Source organism: Psychrobacter sp. H7-1, from assembly GCF_904846585.1.
GTDB lineage: Bacteria > Pseudomonadota > Gammaproteobacteria > Pseudomonadales > Moraxellaceae > Psychrobacter > Psychrobacter raelei.
In genome coordinates, this window is the sequence record NZ_CAJHBH010000005.1 from 65,519 (window position 1) to 85,947 (window position 20,429).

The 20,429-nt window shown below is 43.9% G+C and carries 18 protein-coding genes; 9 read left to right on the forward strand and 9 right to left on the reverse strand.

What is annotated here, in order from left to right:
- Positions 1-116 precede the first annotated feature (116 nt).
- On the forward strand, positions 117-1,163 hold the full coding sequence (gene dusA / locus JMX92_RS03225; RefSeq protein ID WP_201543872.1) for a tRNA dihydrouridine(20/20a) synthase DusA: 1,047 nt from the start codon (positions 117-119) through the stop codon (positions 1,161-1,163).
- 102 nt (positions 1,164-1,265) lie between these two features.
- Here the strand turns inward: dusA and JMX92_RS03230 are convergent, their stop codons facing one another.
- The 7 genes from JMX92_RS03230 to JMX92_RS03260 all read right to left on the reverse strand — a co-directional run bounded on the left by JMX92_RS03230 (position 1,266) and on the right by JMX92_RS03260 (position 9,567).
- Entirely contained in the window at positions 1,266-2,084 is an 819-nt protein-coding gene (locus JMX92_RS03230) for a CPBP family intramembrane glutamic endopeptidase (protein ID WP_201543874.1), read from the reverse strand.
- Between the two features lie 9 nt (positions 2,085-2,093).
- Positions 2,094-2,975, reverse strand: coding sequence for an alpha/beta fold hydrolase (locus tag JMX92_RS03235; protein ID WP_201543876.1), 882 nt, complete (start codon positions 2,973-2,975; stop codon positions 2,094-2,096).
- Positions 2,976-4,040 carry a signal peptide peptidase SppA gene (gene sppA / locus JMX92_RS03240; protein ID WP_201543878.1) on the reverse strand — a complete coding sequence of 355 codons (1,065 nt, stop codon included), beginning with the start codon at positions 4,038-4,040 and terminating at the stop codon, positions 2,976-2,978.
- A gap of 314 nt (positions 4,041-4,354) precedes the next feature.
- Positions 4,355-6,463: a ComEC/Rec2 family competence protein gene (locus JMX92_RS03245; protein WP_201543880.1), complete on the reverse strand. Its 2,109-nt coding sequence runs from the start codon at positions 6,461-6,463 to the stop codon at positions 4,355-4,357.
- Positions 6,444-7,493 carry a hypothetical protein gene (locus JMX92_RS03250; protein WP_201543882.1) on the reverse strand — a complete coding sequence of 350 codons (1,050 nt, stop codon included), beginning with the start codon at positions 7,491-7,493 and terminating at the stop codon, positions 6,444-6,446. The genes JMX92_RS03245 and JMX92_RS03250 overlap by 20 nt, the downstream gene beginning before the upstream one ends.
- A gap of 78 nt (positions 7,494-7,571) precedes the next feature.
- On the reverse strand, positions 7,572-8,258 hold the full coding sequence (lolD, locus tag JMX92_RS03255) for a lipoprotein-releasing ABC transporter ATP-binding protein LolD (RefSeq protein WP_011960956.1): 687 nt from the start codon (positions 8,256-8,258) through the stop codon (positions 7,572-7,574).
- 73 nt (positions 8,259-8,331) lie between these two features.
- Positions 8,332-9,567: a lipoprotein-releasing ABC transporter permease subunit gene (locus tag JMX92_RS03260; RefSeq protein WP_011960957.1), complete on the reverse strand. Its 1,236-nt coding sequence runs from the start codon at positions 9,565-9,567 to the stop codon at positions 8,332-8,334.
- Positions 9,568-9,975: 408 nt separating this feature from the next.
- Between JMX92_RS03260 and JMX92_RS03265 the strand changes: the two genes are divergently transcribed.
- Positions 9,976-10,944 (forward strand): hypothetical protein, encoded by a 969-nt coding sequence (locus JMX92_RS03265; RefSeq protein ID WP_201543884.1) that lies wholly within the window; start codon positions 9,976-9,978, stop codon positions 10,942-10,944.
- 269 nt (positions 10,945-11,213) lie between these two features.
- Positions 11,214-11,786 carry a hypothetical protein gene (locus JMX92_RS03270; RefSeq protein ID WP_201543886.1) on the forward strand — a complete coding sequence of 191 codons (573 nt, stop codon included), beginning with the start codon at positions 11,214-11,216 and terminating at the stop codon, positions 11,784-11,786.
- Between the two features lie 144 nt (positions 11,787-11,930).
- On the opposite strand, the gene JMX92_RS03275 is transcribed toward JMX92_RS03270, so the two are convergent.
- Positions 11,931-12,320: an SCP2 sterol-binding domain-containing protein gene (locus JMX92_RS03275; protein ID WP_011960960.1), complete on the reverse strand. Its 390-nt coding sequence runs from the start codon at positions 12,318-12,320 to the stop codon at positions 11,931-11,933.
- Between the two features lie 669 nt (positions 12,321-12,989).
- Between JMX92_RS03275 and ccoN the strand changes: the two genes are divergently transcribed.
- The 6 genes from ccoN (at position 12,990) to JMX92_RS03305 (ending at position 18,963) form a co-directional block, all read left to right on the forward strand.
- Positions 12,990-14,480: a cytochrome-c oxidase, cbb3-type subunit I gene (gene ccoN, locus JMX92_RS03280; protein WP_011960961.1), complete on the forward strand. Its 1,491-nt coding sequence runs from the start codon at positions 12,990-12,992 to the stop codon at positions 14,478-14,480.
- A gap of 25 nt (positions 14,481-14,505) precedes the next feature.
- Positions 14,506-15,144 (forward strand): cytochrome-c oxidase, cbb3-type subunit II, encoded by a 639-nt coding sequence (ccoO, locus tag JMX92_RS03285; protein ID WP_011960962.1) that lies wholly within the window; start codon positions 14,506-14,508, stop codon positions 15,142-15,144.
- Positions 15,144-15,326, forward strand: a complete 183-nt coding sequence (locus JMX92_RS03290; RefSeq protein ID WP_011960963.1) for a cbb3-type cytochrome oxidase subunit 3 — start codon at positions 15,144-15,146, stop codon at positions 15,324-15,326. The genes ccoO and JMX92_RS03290 overlap by 1 nt, the downstream gene beginning before the upstream one ends.
- Positions 15,323-16,441, forward strand: a complete 1,119-nt coding sequence (gene ccoP / locus JMX92_RS03295) for a cytochrome-c oxidase, cbb3-type subunit III (protein WP_011960964.1) — start codon at positions 15,323-15,325, stop codon at positions 16,439-16,441. Before JMX92_RS03290 ends, ccoP begins: the two co-directional genes overlap by 4 nt.
- 387 nt (positions 16,442-16,828) lie before the next feature.
- Entirely contained in the window at positions 16,829-18,235 is a 1,407-nt protein-coding gene (gene ccoG, locus JMX92_RS03300) for a cytochrome c oxidase accessory protein CcoG (RefSeq protein WP_201543888.1), read from the forward strand.
- Positions 18,236-18,375: 140 nt separating this feature from the next.
- Positions 18,376-18,963 (forward strand): FixH family protein, encoded by a 588-nt coding sequence (locus JMX92_RS03305; protein WP_201543890.1) that lies wholly within the window; start codon positions 18,376-18,378, stop codon positions 18,961-18,963.
- A gap of 115 nt (positions 18,964-19,078) precedes the next feature.
- Here JMX92_RS03305 and ttcA read toward each other — a convergent pair whose 3' ends face one another.
- Positions 19,079-20,104 (reverse strand): tRNA 2-thiocytidine(32) synthetase TtcA, encoded by a 1,026-nt coding sequence (gene ttcA / locus JMX92_RS03310; protein ID WP_413786855.1) that lies wholly within the window; start codon positions 20,102-20,104, stop codon positions 19,079-19,081.
- Between the last annotated feature and the right edge of the window lie 325 nt (positions 20,105-20,429).

Consider the following 20,429-nt stretch of genomic DNA (forward strand, 5'->3'; position numbering starts at 1 on the left):
AAAAATCGGCTCAAGCAGGTCATGATATAATGATCACTTGAGCCTTTTGCTGCTCAAGCTGTCTGCTACAAACCCTATCGTCTTCCCCTTTTTATTCTAAGAGTACTTATCCTGTTATGACTGATACTGCCTCAGCTGTCACCGCAGCGCCTCATTCTGCCGATCTCATGCACAATAAGCGACTCTCAGTTGCCCCTATGATCGACTGGACTACGACAGATTATCGTTTTTTTGCGCGTCTGTTTAATCCGCACACTTACTTATATACTGAGATGATTTCGACCAGTGCCATTTTACAAGGCAAAACCGATCGCTTACTGCGCTATGACACACTTGAGCATCCACTGGTATTACAGCTAGGCGGTGCCGATATTAGCGAGATGACCCAGTGTGCTGTTGAAGCCCAAAAGCGCGGCTTTAATGAGGTTAATATTAATGTGGGCTGTCCCTCTGATAGAGTCCAGCACAACAAAATAGGTGCCTGCTTGATGGCTGAGCCTGAGACCGTAGCCGCCTTGGTGCGTAATATGCAAGCGCATGTTGATATTCCAGTGACTGTCAAGCATCGCATTGGCATAGATGAGCATGACAGTTATGAGTTTATGCAAGACTTCGTGAGTGCCAGTGCTGAAGCCGGTTGTCAGCGTTTTATCGTTCATGCCCGTATCGCTTGGCTAAACGGACTAAGCCCTAAAGAAAACCGTGAGATTCCGCCACTGCGCTATGAGGATGTCTACCGCTTAAAGCAAGCGTTTCCTGAGCTACATATTGAAATTAATGGCGGTATTGATAGCATTGAGCAGATCAAAGCCCATCTTCAGCAAGTCGACGGGGTCATGATTGGCCGTGCTGCCTACCACAATCCCTATATCTTGGCCGAAGCGATGTCGCTTTGGGGCGAGGCTGCGCCTAGTCGCGCACAGATATTAACCAAATTGTACCCCTACTTAGAGCAGCAAGTGGCCAAGGGCGAGCCGCTACCTTCTTTGGCCCGTCACTTCTTGGGGTTGTTCCAAGGTCTGCCCGGTGCCCGCAAATGGCGACAAGCATTAAGCGGTAAGCAGCAAATGAGTGTCGATGATATTCGCCGAGCAGCTGATGCGACCCTAGCCATCATTGAGCGTGCGGCTACTGATGATTTGCTTGATAATTCGCTCAATTAAGCCCTATCATGGCTGTTGGTGATGGCGCCCAATAATACAGACAAAAAAAGCTCAGTGCCATCAGCACTGAGCTTTTTTTGTCTGTATTACTGGGTACTAATATTACTGGGTACTAAGATACATCCACATGGCCAACCCATTATTCATCATATGAATAAGTATCGGCAGCATCAAAGACCCAGATTTGGCACGGGCGTAACTGAGCAGTAAAGCCAGCAAAAATATCACGCTCATCTCATAAAACGCATATTGCAAGTGGATAATGGCAAACAAAATACTGGTCACCAAACTTGCCACCCATACCCCAGTCTCGCCCTCAAACTGCTCTTTTGTTGCCGTCCATAAAATGCCGCGGAACATCGCCTCTTCATAAATAGGCGCCGCCACCACCATGACTGCTATCAACAACCATTTTGGGTCTGCACTGGCATACAGCTCATCGACAAAAGCGGTGGGGTCTTTTTCAAGCCAATAAGTCACCGCCTCAGTCGCAAACATAAACAGCAGCCACAGCCCAAAGATACCCAGAGCTATGCGCAGTGCAAAAGGCTTAATTGCCAAATAATCCGCCACACTGTGGTTATGAGACAAACCGGGTAAGGTGCTACTGTTTAGGGTAACCTGACGCAGCCGTACTTTAATCAGCGCCGCTATTGCCAACAGCAATACCACCAAAGTAAATATCATCGCATAGCTGGTCACTGTGCCGTTATAACTGCCCATACCAAAGCGCTGCGCAGCGGTCAGCGTCTGTTCATTAAACACATAAGGGGCGAACAGATACACCCCAAGCAGCTGCAGTGCCAAAAACAGACCCACAATGCCAATATACAACGCCCCCACGCCAGCTTTAGAAAATAGCTTGGGTGGGGGCGCATCTAAAATAGCTTTATCCGTAGATCTGTATAGCCGATGGCTCATGGTTTATTTTTAGCCTTGTTCAGCAATGGTTGCCAAAATTAGCGACACCACAGAGTCAGGATACTCTAGCGGGAACATGTGTCTGCCGGCATGTAGCTTAAAGGGGATAGACAGCCGCTTACGTATCTTGGGCGGAAAGCTGCGTTTATAAAACTGACTGTCATCACCGATAATTAAAGTCACCGGCTTTTTGGGTGGTTTATTGGGTTTTAACCAATACCAAGAGGGATTCGTACGAAACACGGCTACTTCAGCATCTTTTGGAATGGTTAGGGTCACTGTACCATCGGGTAGACTGCGCAAGCCATACTGAATGTAGCCCTCAAAGGTGCGTGGATCGAAGTTTTTAAAAAAAGTCTTAGGTCGCAAAAGCTGACGCGCCTGCTCACGACTGTCCCACACATCACGGCGATGCTTAGAGATACCGGCAGGTGACATCTTATCCACGGTTTTTGCTGACAATAGCTTAGCGGCATGCCACAACAAGTTATCACGGCCATAGATAAGCGGTGGATCCATCAATACCGATTGCATAAATAGCTTAGGCTTACGGTACATCGCCTGTAGGGTACACAAAGCCCCTAATGAATGGCCAAGCCCTATCACCGGCACCTTGTGCTTGTTGACCACGCTTTGAATACTATCAATCACTTGATCTGTTAAGCTCTTCCAGTGATTATCAATGGGATAACTGACCTCGCCCAACTCATCAAAGCCCAGAACTGGGATATACTCCACCGTAAAATGCTCCTGTAGCTGCTCAAAGAGTGGCTGGTAGACTTGGCTTGGCATACCATTGGCATGGGCAAAATGAATGACAGGCTTACCGGTCAGCTTTGACACAGGTAAGCGTGAAAAATCTAAGTTAAGAGGACGAGGTAGTGTTGACATTTATTTCATCTCAGCTGAAGTTTGTTCCTCTGGCAATAGCTTTAGTTCTACCGAAGAACCAATACCAGAGCCCAATTGTAGAGCAAAGTTATTTAAGAACATCTGCATCGGATCAACTGGGGTGTAATCTACTACATTATCAATATCCAGCTCTTTTTCCAAGCTCATTAAGCTGCCCTTTTTATCGGCCAGACCCAAAGCAATGGCTTGCTCACCTGTCCAGAACAGCCCAGTAAATAGCTTATTTTCTTCTGGATTTTTTAGTCTGTCGCCGCGGCCTTTTTTCACAGCATCAATAAAATGCTTATGTGTATTGTCTAACACGCCTTTGATGTGCTGCTTTTCAAAGTCTGTTAAATCACGGCTCATGCTTAGGATATCTTTGTACTCACCAGCCGTCAGTGTGGCATCTTTTACACCGTACTTATCCATCAAGCCTTTTAGGTTATAGCCTGGCATAATAACACCAATTGAGCCAACCAAGCTTGAAGGATTCACGTAAATCTCATCAGCCGCAGAAGCAATATAATATGCCCCTGAAGCGCCCATATCACCGATCACCGCGTACAGCTTTTTATTGGGATGCTCTTTACGTAGCGACATCATGGTCTGCCAAATCTCATCTGACTGCACCGGAGAGCCACCGGGCGAGTTGATATTCAACACGACAGCCTTGGCGCCTTTTGATTCGAATGCTTCAGATAAAGCAGCGCTAACATCGTAGGCATTAGCGGTATTATCGGCACTAATGACCCCTTGCAAATCCACCACAGCAATATGTGGCTTGGTCACATCAACGCTGCTAATGCTCTCGGCAGTACTACAACTTCGGCTGAGCATAAAAAATAATAGCAGTAAGGTAAGCAAGCTTAATACTTTAGAAATCACGCGCCAGCGTCGAGCACGGCGCTGCTCTTCAATGCTTGCCAATAAGGTTTTTTCAAGCAAGTGCCACTCTCGGCCCCCAGAGCTTACCGGCATCACTCGCGGTGATGGATTGTCTGAGTTGTTGGGTGTGGGGGTGTTATCGGGAGTTTTATTTGGATCTGGCGGCCAGTTTGACATATAAAATGTGAATCCTACTTTTAGATTAATGTGTTTATTTTGCTGATAAAGCAGTAATTTTTATTGCGTCACTTAATGGCGTAAATAAGACACCATACCGCTTTTTTAGCAGTTGCCACCATACCTTACAACGCCTATGTCTGTCAGCGGTAATTCTGTAAAATATTAATTCAAATCTTATTGTTAGGCTTAAGTAGTCGATGACGTCATTTGCTTTTTGTCATTGACTCATTGTTTACTTACGTTCTCACTAAGCGATGAGATATTGATACTATTTATGATCAATTGTTTCACCAATTTTAAGCCATTTAATATTACTCATCACTCATAAGATAGTGCTGCTGCCAGTACAAATGACTGTCTTTTAACTTCACAGTGGTTCTACTAAATACTTGACCACCAATATGCCAGGTTAAGGGCTGAAATACGTCAATTAAAGCCGGAGCCAGATACGCTTGAGATGGGGTAATCCAGTGCTGAGCCAAGACTTGATCTGTTTGCTCACACATAAGCGGCCACAACTTGCCAAGCTTGGCCTGCCGGCTACTATAAAAAATCACTGCATTGTGTGCGCTTGGCGCTAAGCTTGCCCCCGCCTTATGCTGAGCATACCTTTTAGGCTTGGCTGTCAGCGCACGCAGATCTTGTTGGTCATGCAGCCAAAATGTCTGCGTGCCGCTAAGCTTAAGCGTGCAATCTAAAAGCTGTCTGTCATTAAGTTGTGGCCAGCCGGTAACAGCAGTTAATGACCAGCCGCCACCCTCCTCAGAGCGGTGCTGCGTCTGCCAGCTTTGGTTGGCCTCACAGCTTTGTGCCAGTAGTGTACTGCCCTGCATCTGAGCTTGTATCATCGTCTTATTAGCGTTAAGACCTGCCTGCCAATAATATGACAGTGGAATATACTCATCTAATTTAGATACCACAGCCGCCAGCTCAGGGGTATTTGTTTGCACCACCACTCCGGTCAGCTGCTTTATATCTTGGCGCTGTATCTGATCGTACAAAGCGGTTGATATCTGCTTGGTTTGCTCATCATTTAGTTGCGGGCTCGACTGTAGATAGGCTTTAGGGTAGCCCGATAACAACAGCCAAGCATCTGAATGACTATAAATAAGGGTGGCGGCATACTGCAAATTATTTAGATTAAGCACCTTTATGTTTACTGCTTGCGTATCAAGGCTTGTAGCACTTGATTGAGACTCAGCTAAGCAGTGTTGAGCCGTCGTTGAAGCAACACTCATGGCCGCGATCAGACTCAATGGTGCTAGCGCAAGCAATCTGTTAAGCACGCCTTTAGGCAACAAAAATGGCAGTAGCACCATAAACAGCAACAACAGCAGTGAGATATCAAGCTCAGTATAAAGCCAGCCTACTTGCTCAAAACGGGTTTGTAGCTGAAAAAGCAGCTGATGCAAACCATCGAGCAGCCAAAATAAAAAGGACCAGATTTTATCCGGCAACACTGAGCTGCTAGGCCAAGCCGCATACAGCACACCTGCTAACAAATTTAGCGGCACAATCACCCAGCCAAATAGACCAATGGCAAATAAATTAATGACAAAGCCCCACAAAGATACTTTGCCAAACAGCCATAAACTCAGCGGTAATAAAGCCACCGACATCCACATTTGTAGTTTAAATAAGGCCACAAAGTGCGCTTTAAGCGTCACCCTTAAACGCTGCAAGACGCCGGTGTTTGTAGCACGACCCACCTCCTGTCTAGAAGAGGGGCTCACCTGCCAGCGCTGACCATAAGCCACCAAAGCTGCGACCGCTATAAAAGATAGCCAAAACCCAGCTTGCCATAATACAAAAATATCGACCCAAGCCATGCCCACTGCTAGCCACAGCAGCACTTTTAACGTAGCCGGCGCTGCCAACACATAACGCAGCACCCCCACAATAAGTAGCATAAACGCCGTACGCACTGCTGGGACATCAAAGCCTGCAAATAATGCATAGCCAAAGGCGACCACCACAGCGATACCAAACGCCCACTGCCACCGCGGTATGCGAGCATACCAGATAGGCCAAAAGCAAGTAATTATCGTGGTAACTATCCCTGCACACAGCAGGGCCAAGAATAAAACATGGGTACCGGAGATTGCCAATAAATGGGATATCCCTGCAAAGCGATATAAGCCGCTCATCTCTTGACTGATTAAACTGCGGTCACCGGTGAGCAGGCTTAAAGTCACCGCCAGCCCTTGCTGTGGATTTATTTGCTGAGGATCGCGTGCCGTGCGCTGCTGCCTTAATACCAAAAAGTGCTCACGCAATAAAAAACGCTGCTGATTAATTGTCTGGGGCACACTAAGCTTAGGGTTGATGAATGCTTTTTTAACATCAGCATGGATAAGCTTTGCCTGTGCAGTGGCATGGCGGCTACTTAGCCAACGATACTCATTCCTCCACCTCATCATGCGCTTTAAATTCAATAGGAGTAAGCGCTAAAGACATGGTCAGCTGCTGATTGGCTGCCAGATCATTAAGCCACTGCTGCTGACCGCGATAACTTTGTAACATCACTGTCATACTACTGGGTAAGCGGCTTTGGGCAGGTGCGTTAAGGGATAACACTTGGGTCTTTGAGGTGTTTTGGCTGTGATTAATGGGTTGCGGTTTGTTTTGACTGACAGAGTTTTTGTTCGGTATTTTTTGACTGGGATTGGTCAGATAAAATGGATTGTCTAATTGAATAATGCCTTGCTGTGAGGCAGTAGCAGCCATAGAGTGATACGGGCGTATATTGGTTAAGCGTACCAATTGGCGATAGCCTTGCGCCACCTGCTTTTTTTGAGGGTTTAACTTTGGGTTTACACCTCCCTCAGAGGACAGTGACACTGCTTTAGCAGCCTCAAAGGTGAGCCTTTTGTCACTTAAGCCAATAGGCGTAACCAAGGCGTTGACATAGAGGGGCCTTGTCGGCGCCTGCTCAATGGCGCTCAGACGCTGTGCCACACTATGACATAACGTAGCTGACCAAAACAGACCCACAGCAATTAAGGTTAATAAAGCGGGCATAATGCCTGAAACAGTTGGCTTTTTAAAAATCTTAGGCAGCGCAAAATATGAGGGTGATATTGAGGGTTTAGCAAAAGCTGAGAACTTAGTGGTAGTGGTGGGCGCAAGCAGATAAACTGAGTGATTAATAACCAAAGAGGGCGCTTTAGTATAAGACGCAACTTGAGTATAAGGCGCAAACGGCAAAAGCTGCGGCTGGGCAGCCACGCCGATTGAATGAGACAACCGGCGCCTATACCAAGCCATATATCCATAGCGCAGTAGCCACACCAGCGCTAAACCGATAAGCTGCACATAACTGACGTACTGCCAACGTTCTGCTCCGACGTCAGGGGCTAGTTGATACCCCATCAATAACAGCTGATCAGGCGTCATCTGCAAAATGGCCAACATCACAACCAGTGCCACAAGTGCCATTAGCCAAATCAACTACCTATCCTTATTATTGTCTATCGTGACTTTCTTAGCAGAAGCGTACAACAATCATAAGGCAGCTAACATAAAGGCCTAATCCGAAAACGCTTCCCACTTACCGTTTTTTAGCAGCATTTGACGATCGGCCATGGCCGCCAGATTTCTGTCATGAGTGACCATAAGGAGCGCCGTTTTCATGGTGTCTTGAAGCTCAGCCAACAGCGCAAAGATACTTTGGGCATTGTCATAATCTAAGTTACCTGTCGGCTCATCCGCTAAGACGAGCGAGGGCTTGGTGACCAAGGCTCGAGCAATGGCTACCCGCTGACGCTCCCCGCCAGACAACTCACCAGGGCGATGCTCTAATCTGTGCCCAAGCCCCACTCGCTCAAGCAAGTCCACGGCTTGCTGGCGCGCCTCTTTAATAGGCACCTCTTTACGTAGCAATAGCGGCATGGCCACGTTCTCAATAGCGGTAAATTCGGGCAACAGATGGTGAAACTGATAAATAAAACCTAAGTGCTTATTGCGCATCTCACCGCGCTCAGTTTCGTTCATATTATTTAAACACTGACCATGTAGCCATACTTCACCTGAGCTTGGTACATCAAGCCCGCCCAATAAATGCAGCAACGTACTTTTGCCTGAGCCACTGGTACCTACAATGGCAATGCGCTCACCGGCTTTAACGGTTAAATTAAGCCCGGTCAACACCTGAGTGCGGATATTGCCCTCATCGTAGATTTTATTAATATCTTTTGCGACTAAAATTTCTGACATACTGTTTTCTCAATACCTATTTCTAAGGCCACCTCTGAGTTTATATAAACCCAATGAAGCGGCTTATTTTTATTTATTCGTAGCGTAAGGTTTGGGCCGGCTGAATATTGGCTGCTCGGCGAGCGGGATAAATGGTCGCCAAAAAGCTCAATAAGAATGAGGTGCTGGTAATGATCAGCACATCTAGCCAGCGCAGCTCTGTGGGCAGATAATTGATAAAGTACGCATCAAATAAATGTAGGTTAAATGCTTGGTTGACCCAGCCTAGCAAATCGCCAATGGTCAGTGCCAAAATCACCCCCAAGATAGTACCCGCTACCGTACCAATGACACCGATAACCAGTCCTTGTACCATAAATACTTGGGTAATGAGTTTTGGAGAGGCGCCAAAGGTCTTTAAAATTGCAATATCTGCTTTTTTATCAGTTACCAGCATCACCAAACTTGAGACAATATTAAAAGCGGCGACGATGATGATTAAAAACAGCAATAACCCCACCATGGCCTTCTCCATTTGGATTGCACCAAATAAATTGCCATGAGTACGTGTCCAGTCATTGGGAAACAGCTGCTGCGGATTGATTTTAGCAGCACGCTGAGCCACTTGAGGCGCTAAGAAAATATTATCAAGCTTCATTCGAATGCCTTGCGCGCCCTCAGGTAAGCGCAAAAGCGTCGCCGCATCACCCATAGGAATAAACGCCACTAGGTTATCTACTTCACGGCTAATATTAAACACGCCCGTTAAGGTAAAGCGCTTAAAACGAGGAATAACGCCTGCAGGCGATGGCGACGCTTCTGGCAATACCAAAGTCACCTTATCACCCACTTGTAGGCCCAAGGCCTCCACCATGCTCTCACCAAGCACAATACTAAAGTCGCCATCTTTTAGGGTGTCTATGCTGCCCTCAACCATGTGCTCATTGATGATAGAGACATTTTTTTCATACTCAGGCTCAACCCCAGTGACCATAATGCCGGCCACCTGACCATTAGAAGTTAACATGCCTTGTAGCTCAATAAAGGGCGCCACTGCATGTACTTCGGGGTCTTTTTTAATTTCATTGGCGAGGTTTTTCCAATCAGGGATAATCTCCGCTGAAGTGACGGTCGCTTGGGGCACCATACCCAAAATCCTGGTCTTAAGCTCCCGATCAAAACCGTTCATGACGGACAAGACCGTAATCAATACTGCGACCCCAAGGGTCAATCCCACCATAGAAATTAATGAAATTAATGAGATAAAGCGGTTACTACGCTCAGCGCGCGTATAACGTAATCCTAAAAATAAGGCTAATGGACGAAACATAATACAGGCTCTTAACCTATTCGGTAATAAATAATAGGTGATGACTAAAATGAGAAGTGAAGGACACAACAAAAACCCATAGTTTGACACAAACAGCGCTAACTTGGCTATGCTTGATTGCTGCAGTTACTTTATTATAACTGTCTGTGTTTTTAATTTTAGACACAAAAAAAATATTATTTTTTTATCTAAGCTTGGCTATATTAACCCTATGATCTTGTATTCAAATAAGTTGCCCCTATTTAGTTAATATAAGAGCCTGTTGCTTGGCTCACGATATATCTTATTTTTTAGTTAGCTTATTTAACTTATATACTAAGGCGATATCACATATCCTTAGGTAATAACAGACCTTTAGCAAAGATGTAGCCACTCCTTAAAGCCAACCATCAAAAGTATAAACATATTATGACCACTCAAACTTATAAATATAGCCAACATCCCGACACCCGCCCAGTGACTATTGCCTTAACAGCTGAACAGACAGCCGGTCATGGCGATCACTGGCGCATTTTAACTGACAAGGTAGAGGATGATGTGCCCAACTGGCTAAAAAGCTCTATTGATGACGCCACCATTGCTGCAGGTTTACATGCTTCGCTTACCAAAGACAGCTTATCAAACCTTTTGCTGTCGTGTAATCACATGTGCCATATCAATCAGGTACTGGCCATGAAACAGGGCAAACCGCAAAACTTTATTAACGCCTATCCTTGTGTTAATAGTCCTTACGGCCTCACCTGCAAAATTGAGCGCATCATCGCTAATGAGGATACTCAAGATGCCGTACTGCGCTTAGTTAGCGAAGATGGCAGCGTGATTTATGCCTTCGACCAGATGTATACTGTGAACCAGTCTTTATACCGCCAAGATCAGCAGTATTTCGTGAACTTTAGCGCTTGGGCTTACTCGATTAAGCCAAGCAGCAAAGATGAGAGCATTTTGGTAGAAGATCCAGAAGCCATCCGCTACCACCGTGCCTATAATGATATTGTCGCTAACAATAATGGTGTGATTCCCCAAGATTTAGACCAACAAATAGAGCAGTGGCAACCTGATAGTGACGAAGCTTTGGCTCCGGTTGAGATTAATCTAGGCAATATGTGTGCCTACTTATTTGGTGAAACCTTAGGCCAAGAAGATGAGGCTTGGTGCCAAGGCCAAGTGTTAGGCAAGCAGCAAGAGACGTTATATGATCGTCCACTGACTGTTTTTGATGTGGCCATTTTGCGTGAGCCAGACGCCGATCCTTTTGTGGTACGTATGGCAACACCCACTACAGCTGAAGTCAGTGCTATTGAAGTCAATGATTACATTCAGGCCAATATTTGGCTGCAAGCGGCGATTTATTATGAAAATCAAAATAATGCTGTTTAATGTTTGATTAACTTAAATGCTTTAAGATATTGCATAAAAATAGCTCAGTAGACACACTGGGCTTTTTTTATGAAAAGATAAACATAAGGTGAAAATTTTAGCCAAAAAAAGCCTCATAACACATTCTGATACAAAAAAGATTGCCCTTGTAATAATTGCAACAAAGACGCTGTTTACAATGTTAATAAATTCAGGTTAGTATTAATCAACTTCTCTACAATGAAAGAAAATAAGTCATCGTGTCTTATCCCTTTCATAATTGTGTGCCTATGAAAGTCTCTACGCCAAACAAAACCTTTACTACGGCGCCCGCAACCCTACCTTTTTCTGCTTATTCAGCTAAGGCGGAGCATAGTATTATGGGTAATAGTACTGTGAGCCATAACCTTGTGCTTCAAAGTCACACCTTGCAAGCGGTAGATAAGATGTCTGCTCAAGAAGATGTCACCTCACCTTTAAAAACATCAGCTCTAGAAGCAGTGCCTTGCGTTACTATCAAACCCTCCAAACTGTATGCCAAGACGCCTGATACAGACTTGCTGGCCACTCAAACTTTATACTCTAGTAACCAATCAGCTTCTAATGATTCAACACCTCAACAGCCCGCCTCTACGTTAGCTGCTTTCTCTAGTAAAGAGGTTCAGGTTGGCTCAATCTCTAACCCTGACGCGCCTTTATCAGCCCCTACTCATGCCCATGGTATTTTTGCCACTCAGCCTAATCTTCATCAACACATTAAGCTAATCTTTGGTGCCAAAGTTGCTGACTCTATTAACATCATGTCAGTAAGCTTTTTACTCTCAGGCATGCTACTTATGTTTTATTTAGTGCATTTAGCTTAGCCTAGTTATTGCTTAATTGAGCCGTTTCAACAGCTGCACTGATTGTTGAGATTTTTATGACACAGTGGCTCATTAAAAATCCTGACAAAAAAAGAGCTTAGAAATTATCCTAAGCTCTTTTTTTTGCTGTTAATTTAAAAGCTATTAGCCTTGCTCGGTCATTGAATAGATTTTTTTGAACAGCTCTTTTTGTTCAGCCGAAGGCTTGGTAGTCTGTAGCGCCATGACCTGGCCCATATCACCATCAATACGGATTTTACCTGACATGAAGGCATTCATCGCTTCATTCATATCGCCTTTTAAAGCGATTGCTTTTAAAGTCTCTTCATCGATATTAATTGTGGTATTGGCATCTGACGCACCTTTTTTTAAGACACCGTCCACCAAAGAGGCATCTACATCGCCATTGGCGGTATTCGTGACCTTCAAATTAAGCTTCATGTTTGCTAAAGCTGGCGGAAGATTTAACTCTCCTGCTTCTTTGGTCAGACGATCAACTTCGTTAAACCATTCATCTGTTAAAAAAACTGCCATAAAATTCTTCCTTTTCAAATAAAAAATAGAGTTAACCTAAAAATAAAGTTAAAATATCACTTATAGGACCTTTTTATATAACTATTTATCTATTAAGTTATATAGTCAGGACAGTAACATTGATACCCGTTATTTAAGAGCAAACTTGTCATTGCTCGCTTTAATCACTATAGCAATTAATAGCTATAGAAGAAATAAGCTTAAGTAAGTAGCCATCGAAATTGTAGCAAAAAATAAAAAAGGTACGGTGTGTTTTTGAATGCACAGCTCACTTTATTGTTACAAATATATCGATAGCATCACCCAATCTTAAGCGAATCTTAGATAAATCTTTATATCAAGCCCTGGCTACTGCACAGATTCTTGAAGATTACCCATAAAAATTTTACGGGTTTTTTTGTATTTGACTGTTTCGTCAGATGATATTTTGTATCCTATGCGTTACAATAGCTTCATATTTAGATAACATCAGGTATAACAGCCAAACAAATGAGAGGGTTACTGTCACATTTACCCCTCATAAGTTGAGCCATTATTAACTTTAATTGCTGCAATAGTGTCTACACCAGGCGTGGTTTTGCTCCTGCCTCCTTATTCAGAATTAAGTTCTTTTTCAGGCTCTTTTTGGTTGAAACCTTTGATACTTAAGGCTGTAAAGGAAATATTCCAATGAGTATAAATAACACAGCAGTCTCTCCAGTCGATCGTGATTACGAAATCACTGTTGTCAGATATTTTACTATCATGACAATCGTCTGGGGGATTATAGGCATGAGTCTTGGGGTGTTTATCGCCTCACAGTTAGCTTGGCCTGCCCTTAACTTTGATATCCCCTGGCTAACTTTTAGCCGTTTAAGACCGCTGCACACTAACGCGGTTATTTTTGCGTTTGGTGGTTCTGCTTTATTTGCAACTTCCTACTACATCGTACAGCGTACTTGTAAAACCAGACTTTTCGCGCCTTATTTAGCGTGGTTTACCTTCTGGGGTTGGCAAGCCGTTATTGTGTCTGCGGTTATCACCCTACCTTTAGGTATCACCTCTACTAAAGAGTATGCGGAACTTGAGTGGCCAATTGACATCTTAATTGCTGTTGTTTGGATCTCTTACGCTATCGTTTTCTTCGGTACCCTTATTAAACGTAAGACCTCACATATCTATGTGGCGAACTGGTTCTTTGCTGCTTTCATTATCACTATTGCTTTACTTCATATTGTAAACAGCATGGCCATTCCAGTAGGCTTATTTAAGTCGTACTCATTATTTGGTGGTGCTACCGATGCTATGGTTCAGTGGTGGTATGGTCACAACGCAGTAGGCTTCTACTTAACGGCAGCCTTCTTGGGTATGATGTACTACTTCGTACCGGTACAGATTGGCCGTCCTATTTATTCATACCGTCTATCTATTGTACACTTCTGGGCGCTTATCGCCTCGTACATGTGGGCCGGTGGACACCATTTACACTACTCAGCACTTCCTGACTGGACTCAGTCTTTGGCGATGGTTTTCTCTGTTATCTTATTCGCACCGTCATGGGGTGGTATGATTAACGGTGTACTAACGCTTTCTGGTAGCTGGGACAAATTACGTACTGACCCTATCATTCGCTTCTTGATTGTTGCTTTATCGTTCTACGCGATGTCAACTTTCGAAGGCCCAATGATGTCTATCAAAACTGTGAATGCTTTATCGCATAACACTGACTGGACAGTAGGTCACGTACACTCAGGTGCGCTAGGTTGGGTAGGTTTAATTACCATGGGTTCTTTATATGTGTTAATCCCACGCATATTTAATAAGCCTAAAATGTACTCTATTAGTTTAATTAATACTCACTTCTGGCTTGCAACTGCTGGTACGATTTTCTACATCGTTTCTATGTGGATTTCAGGTATTGGTCAAGGCATGATGTGGCGTCAAACAAACCCAGATGGAACGCTTGCTTACAACTTCATTGAAACAGTAACGTTCTCACATTATCCGTACATCGGTCGTGCCTTCGGTGGTTTGTTATACGTCAGTGGTATGTTTGTGATGGCTTATAATGCTTATAAGACGATCAAAATGCCAAGTGCTCGTCCTGTGGATGAAGCCGATCCAACAAATCATAGCCCCATCGTCAATGATGACGAAGACACTCAGCCTGTTAACGTGTAAACCAGCAATCGCTTAAGGAGATATCATGGCGGGTACAGCTCATGAAATAATTGAAAAAAACACAGGCTTGCTGGTCATCTTTATTGTTATTGCAATTAGCTTTGCAACACTAGTAGAGATCGTTCCACTAATTTTTGATACCAAGTCTGGTGAAGAAGGTGGGGTAAACCAACCCCTCCCCACTATGCAACCTTGGACAGCGTTGGAGCTTGAGGGGCGTGACATTTATATCCGTGAAGGCTGTCATGTGTGTCACACACAAATGATTCGTCCTTTACGTGCAGAAGTGGAACGTTACGGACCTTACTCTCGCGCTGCTGAATCTGCTTGGGACCATCCATTCTTATGGGGCTCTAAGCGTACAGGTCCAGACTTAGCACGTGTGGGTCAACGTTACTCTGACGATTGGCAGAAAAAACACTTAATCGACCCACGTTCATTGGTGCCTGAGTCAGTTATGCCTGGCTTCCCATGGCTTGCTAAGCAAGAAGTGGATGGCAGCAAAGTACAAGATAAGATGCGCTTATTCCGTGACCGATTTGGTGTACCTTACACTGAAAAGGACATCGAGAATGCGCCTGACCAAGTTTTAGGTGCAACAGAGCTTGATGCTCTTGTGGCTTATCTACAGCAGCTTGGTACTGCAATGGAGGGTCAACGCTAATGAGTATCAGTGACCTACAAATTATTGCAACTGTGACAGCATTTATTGCCTTCGTCAGTATTGCATGGTGGGCCTATTCACCTAATAACAAGAAGCGTTTTGAAGAAGATGCACAGCTTGCGTTGGATGATGAGCTGGTCAGCTCTTTAGCCGCTAATTCACGCAATAAGGATAAAAAATGAGCATATTTTGGAGTTCATGGATTACCATCTTAAGTTTTGGCTGCTGGCTATTCATTCTTGGTGTGCTCCTTTTCGTTCTGCGCAATAAGCCAGATCTTGCAGAAGACGGCACCACCGGTCACACTTATGATGATGTTATTCAAGAATACGACAAGCCGCTACCTAAGTGGTGGCTGGTAATTTTCTTCGGTAGTATTGTTTGGGCACTAGCCTATTGGCTACTATTCCCAGCGATTTTCCCAAGCCATTTCCACGGTTTATCAACCGTAGAAGTTGAGGGCAAAACTGTGCCTTGGAGCTCACATAACGAGCTTTATAGTGATTTAGAAGCCAACAATAAAATCTTTACCGACAACTTTAACACTAACTTTTTGCCTAACCCGACTGCCCAAAAGCAATTAGCCAGCCTTGCAGCATTGCAAGTAAAAGCTCCGGTTAAGTCTGAGCGTCCCTCTGAGCTTAACGATCAGATTGATGCAGGTATTGTGGCTTTAGCGCCTTATGTTACTGAGCTTTCAGGCAACCAAAAAGCGTTAATGGCAGGTGAGCGTTTGTTCTTACAGAACTGTGCAGTATGTCATGGTTCTACAGCGCAAGGTGCTCCTGGATATCCAAACTTAACTGATAATGATTGGTTACATGGTGGCAAACCTGAAAACATCCTATTAACCCTACATAATGGTTGGCATGTTAACCTTGACCCTGCTCAGCCTCTACCTATGCCAGCTCAGCGTGCTGATCTTGGTGAACAAGGGGTTCGTGCTGCTGCTGAATATGTGTTATCAATCTCGAAAAACCAAGAAAAAGGTGAGCTTGATCCGGTTAAAGTGGCTCAAGGTAAAGCAATTTTTGATGAAAAATGTTTTATCTGTCACGGTGCAGATGCTAAAGGTACCATCGCAGCTGGTGCTCCTAACCTAACCGACGGTATCTGGTTGTATGGCGGTGATCGCGAGACCATCCAAGAGACCATCCGTCACGGTCGTGGTGGTGTGATGCCTGAATGGGAAACTAAGCTAGGTAACGAGCGTATTATGCTATTGGCCGCTTATGTTTATTCACTGTCTCACAATAACGTGGTAGCCAACGCACCTGCAGCTGCTACTAGCAAATAGCTGTCAATTTTATTAATTGTTAAATTGGTGTCAGAGACGAACACATAAAGGGGGCTGTTAATACAGCCCCCTTTATTGGTTTATGCGCTTTAAAACTTAATACACTCTTTGACACTACAAATAATAGGTTGCCCCTTCAACTTAAACATACATTTTGATTGTATTTTTAGAACAGAGTAACTATATAATAGTCACCTGAACAATAAAGGTCGGTCACACCAGCCCAATCAGTTATATCCATATGTATTAACAATCAACAAGTTAATTTGGCTTTTAAGCGAAACCTATGAATCAATGTTAAAATAGTATCTAAGGCTCTAGAGATATCCACTTTCTCGTTGCTTACCTTTTGCCAGCATAATGATTCTAAATATTAGAGGTACATTTATGTCAGCCCCCTCCCCCCAAAAAATCCCAGTCCATGATGTAGATGCCACAAAAAAACGCATCCACCCCAGATTTACTGATGGTTTTTATCAGCGCATACGTCTTATTAGCATGTATGCGTTATTAGCATTGTTTTTAATTTTACCGTGGCTAAAATACGATGGTCGCCAAGCCATCTGGTTCGACGTGCCAAGCCAGCATTACTATATTTTTGGCTTGACCTTATTTCCACAAGATTTCTTCTTTGTGGCGGCCTTCTTCATTATTGCCGCCTTTACCCTGTTTATGGTCACTGTGTATGCTGGCCGCGTTTGGTGTGGTTATGCTTGTCCTCAGACCATTTGGGTTCACCTTTTTCAGCATGTCGAAAAATGGGTTATTGGGGATAGAAACAAGCGTATCAAGTTCGATAAAGAGCCTAACTCTGGTAGTAAAATCTCTAAAAAACTGCTGATTTATCTGATTTGGTTCTTGATGTCAGTACTCACCGCCACGACCTTTGTCAGTTATGTGGCCGGTACTTCTGTCATGTACAACAGTTGGCAGTCTTTAGGGGGCATTCCTTTTCCTGATTGGCCAGGTTGGGTTTGGGTATCGATGTTTATCTTTACCTTTGCCACTTATGCTAATGCCGCCTATATGCGCGAGTTTATGTGTATCCACATCTGCCCTTACGGCCGCTTCCAAAGTGTTATGTTCGATAAAGACACGCTTATCGTATCGTATGATTATAACCGTGGCGAACCGCGTGGAACCCGTAAAAAAGGCACCCATCCTGAGCACTTAGGTGACTGTATCGACTGTACGATGTGTGTACAAGTATGTCCTACAGGTATTGATATCCGCGATGGTCTGCAAGTCGAATGTATTCAATGTGCTGCCTGTGTCGATGCTTGTAATGAGGTCATGGATAAAGTGGGCTATCCTCGTGGGCTTATTCGCTACACCACTGAGCGTCAATTGGTTGAAAAAGAGCCTAGTCGCTATTTACGCCCAAGACTATTTGCCTATTTACTGTTATTATCTGTACTCATTGGTGTTATGGCTTATGCACTTATTGGCCGTGTTCCACTACAAATTGATGTACGTGGTGACCGTAACCAGCTATCCTCAATGAATGCTGAAGGGCAAATTGTTAATAGCTATATCATTAAAGTGACTAACAAAACCCAGCAGTCTCACGAATACATGCTCTCTATCGATGCCCCTGAAGGCTTAAGCTTAGTGACCCGATTTGCAAGCTTACCTCTTGATGCCGGTGAAAGTTATGATATGCCAGTCAGTGTGGTGGCCGATCCTAAAGTACTCGACCAAAAAGAGATCCCTGTGGTATTTAATGTAGATAGTAAAGATGGTAACTATCATGCTTCGCGCACTAACGTCTTTACCTCTCAAGGTCAAAAGTAGACAGCCAATAACATTGTTAAATTAAAACAGCGCCGCTCAGCTATCAGTAGCTGAGCTAGTCGCTAAAAATCGCCAGCTTTATAGGCTTTTTGCTTATGGGTTGGCACTTTATTTTTATGTATATGGATTAAGGTTGTGCTATGAAAAAATCCACGTCTCCTGTCAAGTTTGGGCATCAAGATACTCAGCCTTGGTATAAGAACTACATGGTCCTCGTTTTTGTGATTGGCTTGCCATTGTTTGTCGTAGTGGCCTGTTTGTGGTTTGTGTATTACTCAGTACAAATCAAAGACACAGTGGTTCGTGATGACTGGTATATGGATGGTAAAACCTTATATCAGGATGTCTCTCGCGATAAGCTGGCTCATGACTTAGACTTAAGTGGTGATATGATTTTTGATAAAGATGGTACGGTTACCTTCACCCTACACTACCCAAGTGATAGCCTAAAGTCAGGAAAACTGCATGATGGCACCCCACTTTATTATCCCAAAAAACTCAACCTATCCATCTCTCATGCTACCGACATTAGCAAAGACAGAGATGGTGTACTAACCCACACTCAAGGCAACAAATATACCTCGCACATTGATCTTGATGATCTAGAGTCGAAGTACTATGTCCAAGTCAGTAACGAGGGCAAATTAAACTGGCGCTTAAGAGAAGTCGGCAAATTACCCCAAGCTGAGATTAGCTTTCAGCCGCTGCACTCTTTTGATGAAAAATAACCAAGCCCTATTTTTTCACAAAAATCTTAGCCAAAAAAAAGAGAGCCCAAGCTCTCTTTTTTCATATTCATGAATACCCGCTCAAAACCTTTACTCTGTCACTACAGGCCACTTATTAATCGATAATAGGATTAATGGTCGGGATTTTTTTGGCGGCTGTTGCACTCTCAAAAGGCTTGATGTCAGGCTGAGTGGGTAGACCAATTTCAGCCAACTCATTGGCCACACCCACTTGAATATTATGGCCCTCAAAGTCTCTTTTTGAGTCATCTCTTTGTAGAGTTAGGCTCTCAAAGTCAAATAGCTCTCTATCTGCAAGCTGTGATGGCGCCACATTTTGCATCGCCTTAAAGATAGAGGCCAAACGCTGAGGATGCGCGTCATCCCATTGACGCAGCATGTCATTAATCATGGCTCGCTGCAGATTTTCCTGAGAACCACATAAGTTGCATGGAATAATGGGAAACTCTTTATAGCGCGCATACTTAATAATGTCTTTTTCTTCTACATAAGCCAAAGGACGGATCAATACATTTTGCTTGTCATCACTTAATAGCTTCGGTGGCATGGCCTTAAGTGACCCGCCATGGAATAAGTTTAAGAAAAAAGTAGCCAAAATATCATCACGATGATGACCTAAAGCAATTTTAGTTGCGCCAATTTGTTTGGCAAATCCGTATAAAGAGCCGCGGCGCAGACGTGAGCAAGCTGAGCAATAGGTCTTGCCCTCTGGCACCACACTTTTTACCACGCTATAGGTGTCTTTTTCTAAAATATAGTGCGGGATGCCCTGCTGCTGCAAATAATTTGGTAGCACCTCTTCGGGGTAACCCGGCTGTTTTTGGTCCAGGTTTACCGCGACAACATCGAAGTTAATCGGAGCAATACGCTTTAAAAACAGCAAGATATCAAGCAGTGTATAGCTGTCTTTACCACCTGACACACACACCATCACCACATCGCCATCTTCGATCATATTGAAGTCACGGATGGCATGAGAGACTTGTTTACGCAGCTTCTTTTGTAGCTTTTTAAAGCGTGCAGACTTTACGCCTTTATGGGCTATCTCTTGCTCATCGGATAACTCAAGATCCAAATCTAAATCTAAGTCTTCTTCGTCACTATCGAGGCTATCGACCATGTCATCTTGATTGTTATCTATAACATTACGGGTTATATCAGCAGGATTAAAGGTTTGTGGCTGTGAAAAATTAGTTTGCATAATCAATCGCTATTCGCTGTCTGTATTTAAGGTGGGATTATATCAAATTGGTGGTTTTTGCGCTTGTTTGATTGGATTTTAGTGCGGCATTGCATTTTAATATGGCATAGGTTCTGGTTAAATATAAAACATGTCTTTTTATGAGTAACTTATGCAAAGCACATCAAAAAGACTACTATTTTTGGCTAATAATATTGGCTGACAAAGCGCTCCATACGACAAATTAAGTCAAATATCATTAAGA